The sequence below is a fragment of the Streptomyces sp. S07_1.15 genome, from assembly GCF_020739505.1.
Lineage (GTDB): Bacteria > Actinomycetota > Actinomycetes > Streptomycetales > Streptomycetaceae > Streptomyces > Streptomyces xinghaiensis.
In genome coordinates, this window is sequence record NZ_JAJBZK010000001.1 from 524,421 (window position 1) to 539,069 (window position 14,649).

The window sequence follows — 14,649 nt, forward strand, 5'->3', positions numbered from 1 at the left end:
GGCCGCCCGTCCGGCGGCCGTCCGGTCTGCTGCGTCAGGGCCGGCGTTCGGCGGCCAGCAGGCGTTTCTGGACCTTGCCCAGGGCGTTGCGCGGCAGGCCGTCCACCACGTGGACCTCCTGCGGCAGCTTGTACGGCAGCAGCCGGGCGGCCAGGAAGGCGGCGAGACGGGAGCGGTCCAGCGGCTCCGTCGCCACCACCCAGGCCGCGACGCGCTGGCCGAGCCGCTCGTCGGGCAGGCCGACGACGGCCGCCTCGGCGATGCCGGGGTGGTCGAGCAGCGCGTCCTCGACCTCACCCGCTCCCACGCGGTAACCGCCGCTCTTGATCAGGTCGGTGTGGGCGCGGCCGGTCAGCCGGAGGGTTCCGTCCTCCAGCCACTCCCCCAGGTCCCCGGTGCCGAACCAGCCCTCGCCGTCCACGGCCGGTCCCCGCCCGAGGTATCCGGAGAACAACCCGGTACCGCGCACCAGGACCTCCCGGCCCGGGCCGGACGCGCCGTCCTGCCCGCCGGGGCCGTCCTGCCCGTCCTGCCCGTCCTGCCCGGCCAGCCGCACCTGGGCCCCCGGCACCGGCCGGCCGACCGACCGGGCCGCCCCGGCCCCGGGCCCGCGGAGGTCCGCGATCCGGGGCGACGCGATCACGAGGGTCTCCGTCATCGCGTACCGGTTGAGGATGCGGTGGCCGGAGAGGTGGCGCACGCGTTCCGACACCCTGCGGGGCAGGACGTCCGCCCCGGACACCAGGAGCCGGGCACCGCGCAGTTCCGCGAGGTCGGCCGAGCCCAGCGACGCCCACAGGGCGGGGACGCCGAAGTAGAGGGAGGCACCGGGTACCGGGACGAGATAGCGGCCGGTGTGGACGAGCGGGGAGCCGGTGCGCAGCGGGCCGAGCCCGCCGAAGACCAGTCCGTGGACGTGCGACAGCGGCAGCGCGTGGGCGAGGACGTCGTCCGCGGTCCACTCCCACAGCTCCGCGATGGCGTCCAGGTTGGCGGCGATCGCCCGGCGCGGGATGACGGCGCCCTTGGGCGGCCCGGTGGAGCCGGAGGTGTACAGGATCAGCGCGGGGGTCCCGTCCGCCGGCGGGCCGGGCGGCGGGGTGTCACGGGCGGTGAGGTCGATCTCGTCCAGGACGAGGTCCACCCGGGCGTCGCGGAGGACGTGCTCGCGCTCCCGGGTGGCGGCGGCCGGATTCAGCGGGACGGCTGTGCCGCCCGCGAGGAGCACGCCGGCCACGGCGACGAGGGTGGCGACACTCGGGCGCGCGACCACGCCCACTCTGCGGGCCCCGGCCACGGAGCGGACGACCCCGCCGGCGGCGGCCGCCAGTTCGTCGCCCTCCAGCCGTTCGCCGGCCACCTCGACGCGGGCGCCGCCCCGGCAGAGCGCCGGCAACAGCCCCGGTGCACGGTCCGCGGGCACGGCCTACTCGCCGGTCCCGGTGGCGGCGGCGGCCGCGCGGCCGTCCGCCGGGGGCGCGGGCACACGGCCGGCGACCGCCGCGGCGACGGCGGAGACGAACGCCCCGAGCGTCGGGTTCTCCCAGATGTCGCGCGGGCCGGCCAGCTCCACTCCGTAGGTCTGCTCGACGGTGCTGATCACGTGCAGGGCCGCCAGCGAGTGGCCGCCCAGCGCGAAGAAGTCGTCGTCGTCGGACACCTCCGGCACGGCGAGCGCCTCGCACCACAGCGGGGCGACCACCTCCCGTACGGCCGCCCTGGTCTCCGTCTCCGGAGCACTGCTGTCCATCACGCCTCCTCGGTGTCCTGTGCCCGGCCGCCCGGGCGGCCGGTTCCGTTCCCGTCCCGGGGCCGCTCCCCGGCCGGGCCGCCGCCGTGCAGCGTGATCGCGCCGGACGGGCACCGGGCGGCGGCCGCCCGGACCGCCCCGGCCAGCCGGGGGCCGGGCTCGGGGGTGCTCAGCAGCACCTTGCCGTCCTCCTCCGACTGGTCGAACACGTCGGGGAGCCGGACCGCGCACAGCCCGGAGCCGGCGCACCGGCGGCGGTCGACCCGCAGGGTCATCCGGCTCTCCTCTCCGGGCTCCGCCGCCTCCGCGGCGTTCTCGCGGCTCCTCACCAGGTCACCGGCAGCCGGTCCACGCCGTGCGCGAGGGCGTGGACGCGGAACGGAACCTCCTCGCCGGGCACCGCCACGGCGAGCCGGGGGAAGCGGCGCAGCAGCGCCGGGTACGCGGTCCGCAGTTCCATCCGGGCCAGTGCCGCGCCCAGGCAGTGGTGGACGCCGTGGCCGAAGGCCACGTGGGCGGTGGGCTCCCGGGTGATGTCGAACCGGTCGGGCTCGGGGAGCAGGGCGGGGTCGCGGTTGGCCATCGGCAGCGAGCAGAGCACGTGTTCCCCGGCCCGGATGAGTTGGTCTCCGACGGTGACGTCCTCCAGTGCGGTGCGCGGGGTGGGGGCGTGCGGGACCGTCAGATAGCGGAGCAGTTCGTCGACCGCGCCGTCCACCGCTCCGGGGTCGTCGCGCACGGCGGCGAGCTGGGCGGGGTGGTCCAGGAGCAGCAGGGTGCCCAGGCCGAGCATCCCCGAGACGTTGTCGAGGCCGGCGAGGACCAGCAGGACGCAGACGCCGCGCAGTTCCTGATCGGTGATCTCGTCGCCGTGGTCGCGGACCAGTGCGCCGAGGAAGCCGTCGCCGGGGTCCCTGCGGGCGCGCCGCACCATGTCGGCGAGGTAGCGCGACAGCGCGTCGCCGGCCGCCGCCCGCCGCTGCCGGCCGCGTCCGGGGGTGAGGAAGGCATGGCAGCGGCGCAGGAAGCCGCCGCGGTCGTCCCGGGGCACCCCGATCAGTTCGCACAGCACCGCGCCGGGCACGGGCGAGCAGAAGGACCGCACCAGGTCGGCCGGCGGCCCGCCGCGTTCCATGGCGTCGAGGCGTTCCGTGACGATGCCCTCGGCCAGCGGCTCCAGCCGCCGCATCCGGCGCACGGTGAACTCGGGCGTGAGGATCTGCCGGAGCCGGGTGTGCTCGGGCGGGTCGTAGTCCATGAGCTGGCCGGCCATCTCGTCGGGCCGGGGGCCGTCGGCGCGGCCGGACGGGGAGCGCGGCCCGAAGTTGCGGCGGGTGGAGAACCGGCGGTGGTCGCCGAGGACTTGGCGCACCTCGGCGTGGCCGGTCACGAGCCAGACGGGCACCCCGTCCGTTCCCGGGCCGGCGTCGATCGCGGTGACGGTTCTCCCGGCGGTCAGCCGGCGGAGTTCCGCGGCGGGGTCGAAGCGGTCGCGGCGGGCGTAGGCGGGCGCGGTGGCTGTGGTGGTCGTGGGTGTGGTGGTCGTGGGTGGCATGGCTCCCCTACCAGGCGACGGGCAGTGTTTCCAGGCCGTAGGGCGCCTGCGGACGGAAGCGGATCTCCTCCGGGGGCACCGCGAGCCGCAGTCCGGGGAAGCGGCGCAGTACCGCCGGGTAGGCGGCTCTGAGCTCCATCCTGACCAACGACGCGCCGACGCAGTAGTGGACGCCGTGGCCGAGCGCCACATGGGCGGTGGGTTCGCGCGTGATGTCGAGGCGGTCCGGCGGCTGTCCCGGAGGCCGTGCGCGGTTGGCCGCGAGCAGGGAGCAGGCCACGCGGTCGCCCGCCTTGACCGCCCGGCCGCCCAGGGTCACGTCCTCGCGGGCGACGCGGGGCGAGGCGGTCGGGATGACGGAGAGATGGCGGACGAGTTCCTCCACCGCGCCGTCGATCAGTCCGGGCCGTTCACGGAGGAGGGCGAGCTGGGCCGGGTGCTCCAGCAGGGCGAGGATGCCGAGCCCCAGCATGCTGGCCATGTTCTCGACGCCGGAGCCCATCACGAACGCGCTGAGCCCGACGAGTTCCTCGTCATCGGTGTCCGCGCCGTGCTCGCGCACCACCCGGCCGAGCAGGTCGTCACCGGGCTCGCGGCGCTTGCGCTCCACGAGCCGGGCCATGTACGCGAGATAGTTGGCGCCCGCGGTGACCTGCAGCCGCCGTCCGCGGAACGCCGGCCGGCTGACCTTGAGGACCCGGGCCAGTTCGGCCCGGTCGTCGCGGGGGACGCCGAAGAGCTCGCACATCACCAGGCCGGGCACGGTCCAGGCGACGTGCCGCATGAAGTCGGCGGGCCGGCCGTCCTTCTCCAGGGAGTCCAGGGCGTCCTCGACGATGGCCTCGACGGCCGGTTCCAGGGCGCGCATCCGGCGGACCGTGAACTCGGGTGTGAGCATCTGCCGGAGCCGGGAGTGGTCGGGCGGGTCGTACTGGATGAGGTTGCCCGGCTGGGCCGGCCGCCGGGCGCCGGGCCCGCCGCCCGCGGCCAGGGCCGTGCTGAACCGGTCCGCGTCGCCGAGGACCGCCCGCACCTCCTCGGGTCCGGTGACCAGCCAGCCGGTGGTGGCGGGCTCCTCGGTGAGGACGGCCTCGGAGACCGGTGCGCGGGCGCTCAGCCGGCTGAGTCCGGGGAGCGGGTCCAACCGGTCGCGCCGGTTGTGCGGGGAGACGTCCGACGGCCGTGCCACGGGTCCCCCTCTACTCGCCGGTGCCCTGGGCGGGCAGCCAGAACATGCCGTCGGGGGACGGCACCAGGCCGTCCGCGGACAGCGGGGCCTCGGGTTCGGCGTCCTCGCCGAGCAGGGCGCGCATCTGGACCTGGCCGCCCTCCTGCATGACCTCGCGCACCACCGAGGACTTGAACAGCGGCACCATGCTGCCGTCCTCGCTGCCCGCGAGTTCGTCGACGGCCGCGGCGAACTCCGCGGAGCCCGAGCTGAAGCGCTTCGCCAGCACCTCGGCGTCCGTCAGGACCCGCTCGCCGGAGGAGACCCCGCCGATGAGCTCGACGAACGACTCCAGCTCCGGGCGGTTGGCCCGGGTGACCTTCTTGGCCTGCCAGAAGTAGGAGTTCTCGTCCTGGTGCATCTCGTAGAAGGAGAGCAGGAACTCGTAGAAGACGCCGTACTCGCGGCGGTAGCGGGACTCGAACTCCCGCAGCGCCCGGTCCTCACCGACCAGCCCGGCGAGCACGCTGTTGATGGAGCGGGCCGCCAGCAGGGCGCTGTAGGTGGCCAGGTGGACGCCGGAGGAGAACACCGGGTCCACGAAGCAGGCGGCGTCGCCGACCAGGACCATGCCGGGACGCGAGAAGGTCGTGTGGTGGTACGAGTAGTCCTTGCGGACCCGGAGCTTCCCGTACGGGCCCTCGGTGACCCGCCGCGCGTCCGCCAGGTACTCGGAGATCAGCGGGCATTCGGCGATGAGTGCCGCCAGCGCCTTGTCGGAGTCGCCCCGGATCTTGTCGGCCATCTCCCGGCGGACCACGGCACCGACGCTGGTGAGATCCGGACTCAGCGGGATGTACCAGAACCAGCCGCTCTCGAACGCCACCGACAGGATGTTGCCCGAGTTCGGTTCCGGCAGCCGCTTGCCGCCCTCGAAGTAGCCGTACAGGGCCAGGCTGCGGAAGAACTCCGAGTACTCCCGGGTTCCGCCCACCCGCCGGTACAGCCGGCTCCCGTTGCCGGAGGCGTCCACGACGAACGTGGCCGACGCCCGGTGCTCGCGGCCGTCGGCGTCGGTGTACCGGACACCCCGGACCCGCTCCGCGTCCTCGACGACGTCGACGGCGGCACAGCCCTCGCGCACCTCGGCGCCCACCCGGCGGGCGTTGTTGAGCAGGATCTCGTCGAACTTGGCCCGCTCGACCTGGTAGGCGTAGGACGTCGGCCCGGTCATGCGCGGGGAGACGGAGAAGGAGAAGGTCCACGGCTCGGGGTTGGCGCCCCACTTGAACGTGCCGCCGCGCTTGCGCGGGAAGCCCGCCGCGGCGAGCTCGTCCGCCACGCCGGTCAGCCGGCACACGCCGTGCACGGTGGCCGGCAGGAGCGACTCCCCGATCTGGTGACGGGGGAAGAACTCCTTCTCCAGGACCAGCACCCGGTGTCCCTGCATGGCCGTCAACGCGGCCAGCGTCGATCCGGCCGGCCCTCCACCGACGACCACCACATCGAATTCCTCGGAATCCGGCAAGGCCATCCCTCCTCCCCCTGTCGCCCGGCGGGTCATTCCCGCCCCCGTGTTTCTGGTTCCCGTGTTTCTGGTTGCCGGATCGAGTCTGATTTCGCCCCGCGCCGGAGTCAAGCGGTGTCCAACCGGCCGGCGCGAGGCGGGATCACGGAATCACCGGAGATCACCGAATCGCCGGATCGCCGGGCCACCCGGCGGATTCCGGTATTCCGTGTTCCACCGCGGCAGGCCGCCGTCTCCGGATTCCGAGAAATCTTGCGCGCGTACCGCGGAACGGGCCGTCAGGAGCTTTCCGCGGCACCCTCCCGGCGTTTCCCGGGAAAACCCTCCCGGCGCTTCACGGAATTCTTCCGCGGGTGTTTCCCTGGATGTTCCTCCGGTGGCGGCGGGAACCCCCACCGGCGTCCGGCCAGGGCCAGCAGCGGGCCCGTCATGAAGGTGGTGGTCAGGGCCATGAGCACGAGCACCGTGAAGAGCCCGGACCCGATAACCCCGGCGTCGAGCGCCACGTCGAGCACGATCAGCTCCGTGAGCCCGCGGGTGTTCACCAGCACCGCGACCACCGCCGACTGGGGCGCGTCCATGCCGCTGATCCGGGCGGCCGCGTACCCCGGGAGGAGCTTCCCCGAGACGGCCACCGCCAGGAGCAGCGCCAGCAGGATCCCGCCGTCGGCGTCCAGCGAGCCGACGTCGAACGACAGCCCGGTCGTCACGAAGAACAACGGCAGCAGCAGTCCGGCCGTCTGCTCCATCGGCCGCAGCACACCGGCGTCCGGCACCCCGCCCGGGCGGGGCATGGCGAGGCCCGCGAGCAGACCGCCGAACACCGGGTGCAGCCCCAGTCCGGCGGTGACCCAGGCGCTGCCCAGCGCGAGACCGAGCGCGATGGTCAGCTGATGCGCCGCCAGGGCGCCGGACCGTTCGAGCCACCGGGCGAGCAGCGGGCGGACCAGCAGGAACAGTGCGGCCGTGAACAGGGACAGCAGGAGCAGGGTCACCGGCCACGACCGGGCGGCGGCATGCCCGGTGCCGGCCAGCGCCGCCGCCAGGACGAGCCAGGCGGCGACGTCCATGAGCCCGGCGGCGCTCGTGGCCACGGTGCCCGCGGGGGTGCCCGCCAGGCCGCGCTCCCGGACGACGGCGGCGAGGACGGGAAGGGCGGTCACCGACATGACCACGGCCATGAGGAGCCAGAACACCCGGCCGTCCGCGTGCTGGGGCTGCACCGCGGAGAACGCTCCGGGGAACAGCCCGACCACGCCCGCCCCCAGTGCGGCCGGGACCAGCAGCGCGGCGAGCGCCACGGCCGCCGCTGCCCCGCCGCCCCGGCGGAGCTGCCGCCGGTCGGTCTCGTAGCCGACCACGAACATGAAGAGGACGATGGCGATCTGGGACAGCACGGTGAGGAACGGCAGCACCTCCGGGGGAAAGAGCCGCGCGGTCGGATCGCCGGGCAGCCGGCCGAGCAGGGTGGGCCCCAGGGCGATGCCGGCCACGATCTGGCCGACGACGGCCGGCTGGCCGCACCGGCGCGCCGCCGCCCCGAGCAGCCGGGAGGCGATGACGATCAGCGCGATGTCGCCGATGGCCACGGTCACCAGTGCTTCGGTGTCCACCTGTTCCCTTTCCGGAGGAGACGGCCACCGTCGCGGCCGTTCCGCGGTGTCCGCCGGGGCGTTGTCCGGGTGGTGTCAGAGGGCTGTTGTCAGGGTGTCGCCGTCTCCTGCCGGTCCATTTCCTCGACGAGGCTCTTGGGGCGCATGTCCGTCCAGGTCTCCTCGATGAAGGCGAGGCATTCCCGGCGGCTGCCCTCCTCGTGCGCGGTGGTCCATCCCTCGGGCTTCTCGGCGAACGCGGGCCACAGCGAGTACTGCCCCTCCTCGTTGACGAGAACCAGGAAGGTGCCGTTCTCGTTGTCGAACGGATTGGTCATGACTCGGTCCTTTCCGGTGTCTTTTCCTCAGCCGCCCGGAGCTTTTCCGTGACGACGTGTCCGATGCCTGGCAGATGCGCGGGCCGCAGCAGGTCGTAATGGCCGGCCCGCACCTCGTGCGGCTCGATTCCGCCCCCGGTGTGGGGACGCCAGCTCTCCACCGCCTGCCGTAGGACCGGCGGTTCACCGGGCCGGTCGGCGGTGGCGACGAAGAGCAGCAGATCCCCGCCGAAGTGGCGCGGTGTGTGGTCCGGCGCGAACCCGGACATGTTCCGCAGCACCTTCTCCAGATTCGCCCGGACCCGGTCACTCAGGCCCGTGGAGCGGTAGAGGTCCGCCATGGCGCCCTCCCCGCCGTCCCTGAGCACGGAGTAGCCGTCCTCCCGCCGCCCGTCCCCGTCCCGGAAGCGGGACGTGGCGGCGCTGCCGGGATAGGCGTCGAGCAGCGCCAGCAGCGCCACCTCCTCGCCCAGTTCCTCCAGCCGGACGGCGACGGCCTGGGCGATGACGCCGCCGATGGACCAGCCCAGGAGGTGGTAGGGGCCGGTCGGCTGCACGGAGCGGATCTCGTCCGCGTAGTCGCGGGCCATCTCCTCGACGCTGCCCGGCAGCGGCTCCGGCCGCGCGAGTCCGCGCGCCTGCACCCCGTACACCGGCAGGTCGGCCGGGAGATACGGCAGCAGGGCACCGTAGCCCCAGCTCAGGCCCATGCCGGGGTGGACGCAGAACAGCGGCGGGCGGCTGCCCCCGGGCCGCAGCGGCAGCAGCACGCCCAGGTCGCCGCGGCTGCCGCCGGCACGGCGGGCTCCGGCCGCACGCTCCCGGTCCGCGTCCCCGGAGCTCACCGCGAGCAGCCCGGTGCGGGTGCGCCGGGCCCGCTCGCCGGTGCGGAACATCCGTTCCCCCGGAGGGCCGAAGGGGCAGGCGGTGAACCGTTCGGCGGTGAGGCCCGGACGGTCCGCGTAGCCGCGTGCCACCGGGGCTCCCGCCAGGTAGAGGTCGCCCAGGGCGCCCGGCGGTACGGGCCGGAGGCGGTCGTCGAGCACGAAGGCGCGGGTGTTCGCCACCGGCCTGCCGGCCCGGAGGTCCGCCGGGCCGGCCTCGCCGGGGCCGGTGCGGCTCTCCAGCCAGGCACCGCCCGTCTCCGCCGCGCCGTGGCAGGACACCGTGACGGCCCCGTGGGGGCGCCCGGGCGTGTCCGGGGCACCGTCCGCCTCCGCCGGCCCGCCCGCGTCCATGACGAGGACCTCCGCGAACCCCGCTGCGGGGACGGGCTGTTCACCGGTTCCCGGGCCGCCCGCGCCGGGCACGGACGCGGACGGTCCGCCGTCCGGCGGCTCCGGCGGCGCGCTCGGCAGCAGCGCGCGGGTGGTGACCAGCAGCCGCCGTGCGTGCTCCGGGCCCGTGAGGGCCCCGGCCGCCGGCTGCCGGTCCGCGGCCGGCAGGCCCAGGCGGACGCTGCCCCCCGCGCACAGCGCCGCGAGCAGCGGGACGAGCAGCAGGGAGAACGGGGCACGGGTGTCCAGCACCGTCTCCGACCCGGCCACCGCCGATGCCCGCGCCCGGTGCGCGGCGTGGCCGGCCAGGGTGCGGTGTTCGACGACCAGGTCGGCGCCGGCCGGGCCGGGAAGGAGGAGCGCCGGGCGACCGGGCAGCGGCGGCGCGCAGTCCGGTACGGCGGCGAAGGGCCCGGCCGCGGCGGCGACGGGCGCTCCCCCGCCGGCCGCGGCCGCGCCGGGTGTGCCGCTGCCGGGTGCGGCGTCCGGTCCGGCCGGGGCCGGACCGCCGGTCGCCACGACGGGCACGCCGGGACCGTCCGGTATCCGCCCGCCCTGCGCCGCGTCGCACACCAGGGCCGCGATCGGCGTCCGTCCGGTGTGCGGGTCCACGCCGTCCAGGGGCCGCGCCGGATCGGCCAGGCGGCAGGCGGCCCCGGCCTCCCACGCCGCGAGGAGCGCGACCACCAGCGCGGTGGTGGGGGGCTGCGCCACCAGGACGGCGGTGTCCGGACCGGCGCCCAGGGCGGTCAGCCGCCGGGCGAGCAGGCCCGCCGCGGAGCGCAGCTCCCGGTACGTCAGTGAGCCGTCCGGACCGCTGACGGCGACGGCACCGGGGGTCCGTGCGGCCTGCGCGGCCACAGCCGCCACGACCGTGGGCCACGGAACGTCCGCCGCCGCACCGTGCCCCGTCTCCAGCAGCCGCCGGTGCTCGTCCGCGCCGAGCAGGACGTCCACCGCGCTCAGCCGCTGGTCCGGATCGGCCGCCACCTGCTCCAGGACCGTCGTCAGCCGCCGCGCCAGCGCCTCCGCGGTGGCCCGGTCGAAGAGTTCCGCGGCGTAGCGCAGCCGGCCCTCGATGCCGCCGAGGTCCCCGTCGGGCCGGTACAGCTCGGTGAGGACGACCGACAGGTCGAGTTCGGTGGACTCGGGGCCCACGTCCAGGCGGCTGGTGCGCAGCCCGGGCAGTTCCCAGGGGTCCCACGCCTCCTCGACGCTGTCGTCCAGCTCCAGCACGACCTGGAACACCGGGTGGCGCGCCAGCGAGGGAGGCAGCCGCAGCGCGTCCGCCACGCGCTCGAACGGCACGTCCCGGTGCTCGCGCGCCTCCTGGCCGCCCGCCTGCGCCCGGCCGAGCAGGTCGCGGAAGGCGGGATCGCCGGAGGCGTCCGTACGCAGCGCCAAGGGCCCGGCGAAGGGTCCCACCAGCCCTTCCAGACCGGCCTCGTCCCGGCGCGGGATCACCGTGCCGACGGTGACGTCGGTGCCGGCGCCGAGCCGGGCGAGCAGCGTCACGAGCGCGGCCTGCACCACCGTGAACGTCGTGGTGCCGGCGTCGTCGGCCAGGTCGGCCAGGCGGGTGTGCAGATCCGCGTCGATGTGCAGGGGCACGGAGCCGGCCCGGTGCGAGGCCGCGGAGGGCCGCGGCCGGTCGGCCGGCAGGGGGAGCTCGGCGTCCAGGCCCGCCAGGGTGTCCTTCCAGTACGCGAGCTGGTCGTTGACCAGGCTCTCCGGTTCCCGCTCGCCCCGGAGCAGCTCCCGCTCCCAGAGCGCGTAGTCGGAGAACTGCACGGGCAGCGGGGCCCGTTCGGGCATCCGGCCCTCGCGGCGCGCGCCGTAGGCGGTGGCCAGGTCGCGGACGAGGACGTCCACGGACGCGTCGTCGGCGGCGATCCGGTGCACCACCAGGAGCAGCACGTGCTCGGTGTCCGACAGGGCGAAGAGGTGCTGCGTCCACGGTGTCTCACGGCCGAGATCGAACGCGTGCGCGGCGTGGGCGGCCAGCAGGTCCGGCAGCTCCTCCTCGGTCGCCGCCGTGACGGCCGGTGCGGGGCGCGCGGCGTCGGCGTCCAGGACGCGCTGGCGCAGGTCACCGCCCCGGGTCCCGTCGAACGTCGTCCGCAGGATCTCGTGCCGCGCCGCGACGTCCCCCAGCGCGGCCCACAGCGCCCGGCGGTCCAGTTCGCCGCCGAGGCGCAGCGCGACGGGGATCCGGTGCACGCCCGCCTCGTCACCGAGCCGGGACATCAGCCAGGTGCGCAACTGGCCCGCGGTGACGGGGACGCCCTCCCGCCGGCCGGCCGCTTCGAGCACGGGGCGGGCCTTCGTGGCCAGCAGCCGGGCCACACCGACCGGGGTCGGGGAGCCGAAGAACTGGCGGACGGCCAGCTCGGCGCCGAACTCCTCGCGGACCCGACCGGCGAGCCGCATGGCCAGCCCCGAATCGCCGCCCAGGTCGAAGAAGCTGTCGTCGGGGCCCACCCGTTCGAGGTCGAGCACCTCGGCGAAGAGCCGGCACAGCGTCTCCTCGGCGGCGGTCCGGGGCGCACGGCCGGAGACCCGTTCGGCGAAGTCGGGAGCGGGGAGCGCCTTGCGGTCCACTTTGCCGTTGACGGTCACGGGGAGCGCGGCCATCGCCAGCACGGCGGCCGGGACCATGTACTCCGGCAGCACCGCGGCGGCCTGCTCGCGCACGGCCTGCGGGTCCACGCCCTCGGGCCCCTCGGGCACCACATAGCCGACCAGGCGGCGCTCGCCCGGGCCGTCGTCACGGGCCACCACCACCGCCTGGGCGACGCCCGGGTGGGCGGCCAGTACGGCCTCCACCTCGCCGGGCTCCACCCGGAATCCGCGGATCTTGACCTGCTCGTCCGCGCGGCCGGCGAAGAGGAGATCCCCGTCCTCGGTCCAGCGCACCAGGTCGCCGGTGCGGTACATCCGCTGCCCGGGCAGGAACGGGCAGGCCACGAACCGCTCGGCCGTCGGCCCCGGCCGGTCCCAGTAGCCGCGCGCCAGCCCCGCACCGGATACGTACAGTTCACCCGTCACACCCGGCGGCACCGGCTGCAGGAAGGCGTCCAGCACGAACACCCGCCGCCCCGGCAGCGGGCGGCCGATCGGCAGCACCTCCCCCAGCACATCACCGGGACCCAACTCGTGCCAGGTCGCGCACAGCGTCGTCTCCGTCGGCCCGTACAGATGACGCACCGAAACCTCCGGGCACGCCTCCCGCACCCGCGCCACCGCGGCGACCGGCACCACGTCACCACCCGTCAGCACCTGACGCAGACCCCGGAAACACTCCGGGGACTCCTCCGCCAGCACCCGGAACGAACCAGCCGTCACATGCAACGCGGTCACACCGCCGGTCACATGGCGGCGTACCTGCCCGGCGTCCACGACGCCCGGTTCGGCGACGACGACCCGCGCACCGGCGGCCAGGGGCACCCACACCTCGAACAGGGAGGCGTCGAACGCGTGCGGGGCGTGCATCAGCACCGCGTCATCCCGCCCGACCGACCAGCCGGCTTCGCCGACCAGCGCCGCCACACCACCGTGCGGCACCGCCACACCCTTCGGCACCCCCGTCGACCCCGACGTATACATCACATACGCCACATCCCCGGGGTTCGCCTCGGCCACCAACTCGCCTGCGTGTGCGGCGAGTTCCGACACCGTCCCGGGGTCGTCGAGGACCACCGTCCGCGCGGCGGCGTCCTTCGGCACCGCGGCCCGCGTCGCCTCCGTGCACAGCACCACCACCGGAGCGGCGTCCTCCAGCACGAACGCCACCCGCTCCACCGGAGAACCCGCGTCCACCGGCACATACGCCGCCCCGGCCTTCCACACCGCGAGCAGGGTCACGAGCAGATCCGCCGACCGCTCCATCACCACCGCTGCCCGCTCACCACGCCCCACGCCCAGCGAGGAGAGATATCCCGCCAGACGCCCCGCCCGTTCGTCCAACTCGCGGTACGTCAGCGACCGTTCACCGTCCACCACCGCCACCGCGTCCGGCGTCTCCCGCACCCGCCCCGCGACCAGCTCCGGCACCGACAGCCCCGGCACCGCCGGAGCCCCGCCGCGCTCCTCCCGGGCGGTGCCCCGCGCGGGCCCGTCGAGCACTCCGATCCGTCCGACGGGCACGGACGGTTCCGCGACCATCCGTTCCAGCACCCGCGTCAGTGCACGGAGGACGGATTCGGCCGTGGCGCGGTCGAAGAGGTCCGGCCGGTGTTCGAGCTTGAGGTGCATGCGGTCGCCGGGCGCGACGACCAGGGTGAACGGGTAGTGCGCCGCCTCGCGGGAGAACCCGTCGGGCCTGATGACCAGGGCGTCGCGGTCCGGTGCCGGTGCGGCGGGCGGCCGGGGGAAGCTCTCGTACACCAGGAGGGTGTCGAACGCGGCTCCGGGTCCCGCGGTCTTCTGGATCTCCAGGATGCCCAAATGCTGGTGGGCCATCAGCGCGGACTGCCGGTCCTGGAGCCGCTGGAGCATCTCCCGCACCGGCTGGGCGCCGTCGAGCGGTACCCGTACCGGCAGGGTGTTGATGAGCAGCCCCACCATCGATTCGACCCCGGGCAGTTCCGGGGGCCGCCCCGCCATGGTGGCACCGAAGACCACGTCCGTGCGGCCGGCGAGGCGCGCGAGCACCAGCGCCCAGGCGCCCTGGACCACGGTGTTGACGGTCACGCCGGCCGTGCGGGCCAGTTCCGCCAGGCCGCGGGTCAGCGCTTCCGGGAGGTCGCCGCCGACGTTCCCGGGGAAGACGGGCAGCCGGTCGGGGACGGCGGGGGCGACCAGTGTCGGCTCGCCGGCCCCGGCGAGTTCCGCCTTCCAGGCGGCGTGCGCGGCCTCCTTGTCCTGCCGGTTGAGCCAGGCCAGGTACTCGCGGTAGGAGGTGGTCCCGGGCAGGACGGAGGCGTCGCCGCCCGCCGCGTAGACCGCGGAGAGCTCTCCGATCAGGACGGGGGCCGACCAGCCGTCCATGAGGATGTGGTGGCTGGTCATCACCAGGCGGTGGCGGTTCTCGCCGAGGCGGACGAGCAGCAGCCGCAGCAGGGGCGCCACCGCCGGGTCGAGGCGCTCCGCCCGTTCGCTCTCCGCCAGCCGGTCCGCGGCGGCGAGCGCGTCGGCCGTGGGGAGTCCCGACACGTCCTCCTCGCGCCAGGGCAGCGCCACGTCCCGTGCGATGACCTGCACCATCTGTGCCCCGCTCACCTGGCGGAAGCAGGCGCGCAGCGCGGCGTGCCGGTCCAGCAGCGCCTCCCACGACCTCCGTAACCTCCCCGGGTCCAGCGGGCCCTCCAGCGCGAGGGCGGACTGGACGGTGTAGACGTCGGGGCCCCGGTCGTCGAAGGCGGCGTGGAACAGCAGCCCCTCCTGCAGCGGCGACAGCGGCCACACGTCCTCGACAGGGGATCGGGTCATCGTGTCTCTCC

The 14,649-nt window shown here is 75.1% G+C and carries 9 protein-coding genes; all 9 read right to left on the minus strand.

The window, feature by feature from the left end:
- Positions 1-34: 34 nt before the first annotated feature.
- The 9 genes from LIX60_RS02360 to LIX60_RS02400 all read right to left on the minus strand — a co-directional run bounded on the left by LIX60_RS02360 (position 35) and on the right by LIX60_RS02400 (position 14,638).
- Positions 35-1,423 carry an AMP-binding protein gene (locus LIX60_RS02360; protein ID WP_227956969.1) on the minus strand — a complete coding sequence of 463 codons (1,389 nt, stop codon included), beginning with the start codon at positions 1,421-1,423 and terminating at the stop codon, positions 35-37.
- Between the two features lie 3 nt (positions 1,424-1,426).
- A complete protein-coding gene (locus tag LIX60_RS02365) occupies positions 1,427-1,750 on the minus strand; it encodes an acyl carrier protein (RefSeq protein WP_227956970.1) in 324 nt (107 codons plus the stop codon).
- Positions 1,750-2,025 (minus strand): ferredoxin, encoded by a 276-nt coding sequence (locus LIX60_RS02370; RefSeq protein ID WP_227956971.1) that lies wholly within the window; start codon positions 2,023-2,025, stop codon positions 1,750-1,752. The genes LIX60_RS02365 and LIX60_RS02370 overlap by 1 nt, the downstream gene beginning before the upstream one ends.
- A gap of 50 nt (positions 2,026-2,075) precedes the next feature.
- Positions 2,076-3,305 (minus strand): cytochrome P450, encoded by a 1,230-nt coding sequence (locus LIX60_RS02375; protein ID WP_227956972.1) that lies wholly within the window; start codon positions 3,303-3,305, stop codon positions 2,076-2,078.
- A gap of 7 nt (positions 3,306-3,312) precedes the next feature.
- Positions 3,313-4,494, minus strand: coding sequence for a cytochrome P450 (locus tag LIX60_RS02380; protein WP_227956973.1), 1,182 nt, complete (start codon positions 4,492-4,494; stop codon positions 3,313-3,315).
- 10 nt (positions 4,495-4,504) lie between these two features.
- Positions 4,505-6,007, minus strand: a complete 1,503-nt coding sequence (locus LIX60_RS02385) for a tryptophan 7-halogenase (protein WP_374117782.1) — start codon at positions 6,005-6,007, stop codon at positions 4,505-4,507.
- A gap of 272 nt (positions 6,008-6,279) precedes the next feature.
- The gene (locus LIX60_RS02390) at positions 6,280-7,614 is read right to left on the minus strand and encodes a cation:proton antiporter (protein WP_227956975.1); all 1,335 of its coding nucleotides are present in this window, start codon (positions 7,612-7,614) and stop codon (positions 6,280-6,282) included.
- An 89-nt stretch (positions 7,615-7,703) separates the two neighbouring features.
- Positions 7,704-7,931, minus strand: coding sequence for an MbtH family protein (locus tag LIX60_RS02395; protein WP_227956976.1), 228 nt, complete (start codon positions 7,929-7,931; stop codon positions 7,704-7,706).
- Positions 7,928-14,638 (minus strand): amino acid adenylation domain-containing protein, encoded by a 6,711-nt coding sequence (locus LIX60_RS02400; RefSeq protein WP_227956977.1) that lies wholly within the window; start codon positions 14,636-14,638, stop codon positions 7,928-7,930. The genes LIX60_RS02395 and LIX60_RS02400 overlap by 4 nt, the downstream gene beginning before the upstream one ends.
- Positions 14,639-14,649 lie beyond the last annotated feature (11 nt).

Coding starts and splice junctions, on each gene's coding strand:
- LIX60_RS02375 (WP_227956972.1), bottom strand. CDS start 3,305: ATGCCACCCACGACCACCACACCCACGACCACCACAGCCACCGCGCCC.
- LIX60_RS02385 (WP_374117782.1), bottom strand. CDS start 6,007: ATGGCCTTGCCGGATTCCGAGGAATTCGATGTGGTGGTCGTCGGTGGA.
- LIX60_RS02395 (WP_227956976.1), bottom strand. CDS start 7,931: ATGACCAATCCGTTCGACAACGAGAACGGCACCTTCCTGGTTCTCGTC.
- LIX60_RS02365 (WP_227956970.1), bottom strand. CDS start 1,750: ATGGACAGCAGTGCTCCGGAGACGGAGACCAGGGCGGCCGTACGGGAG.
- LIX60_RS02370 (WP_227956971.1), bottom strand. CDS start 2,025: ATGACCCTGCGGGTCGACCGCCGCCGGTGCGCCGGCTCCGGGCTGTGC.
- LIX60_RS02400 (WP_227956977.1), bottom strand. CDS start 14,638: ATGACCCGATCCCCTGTCGAGGACGTGTGGCCGCTGTCGCCGCTGCAG.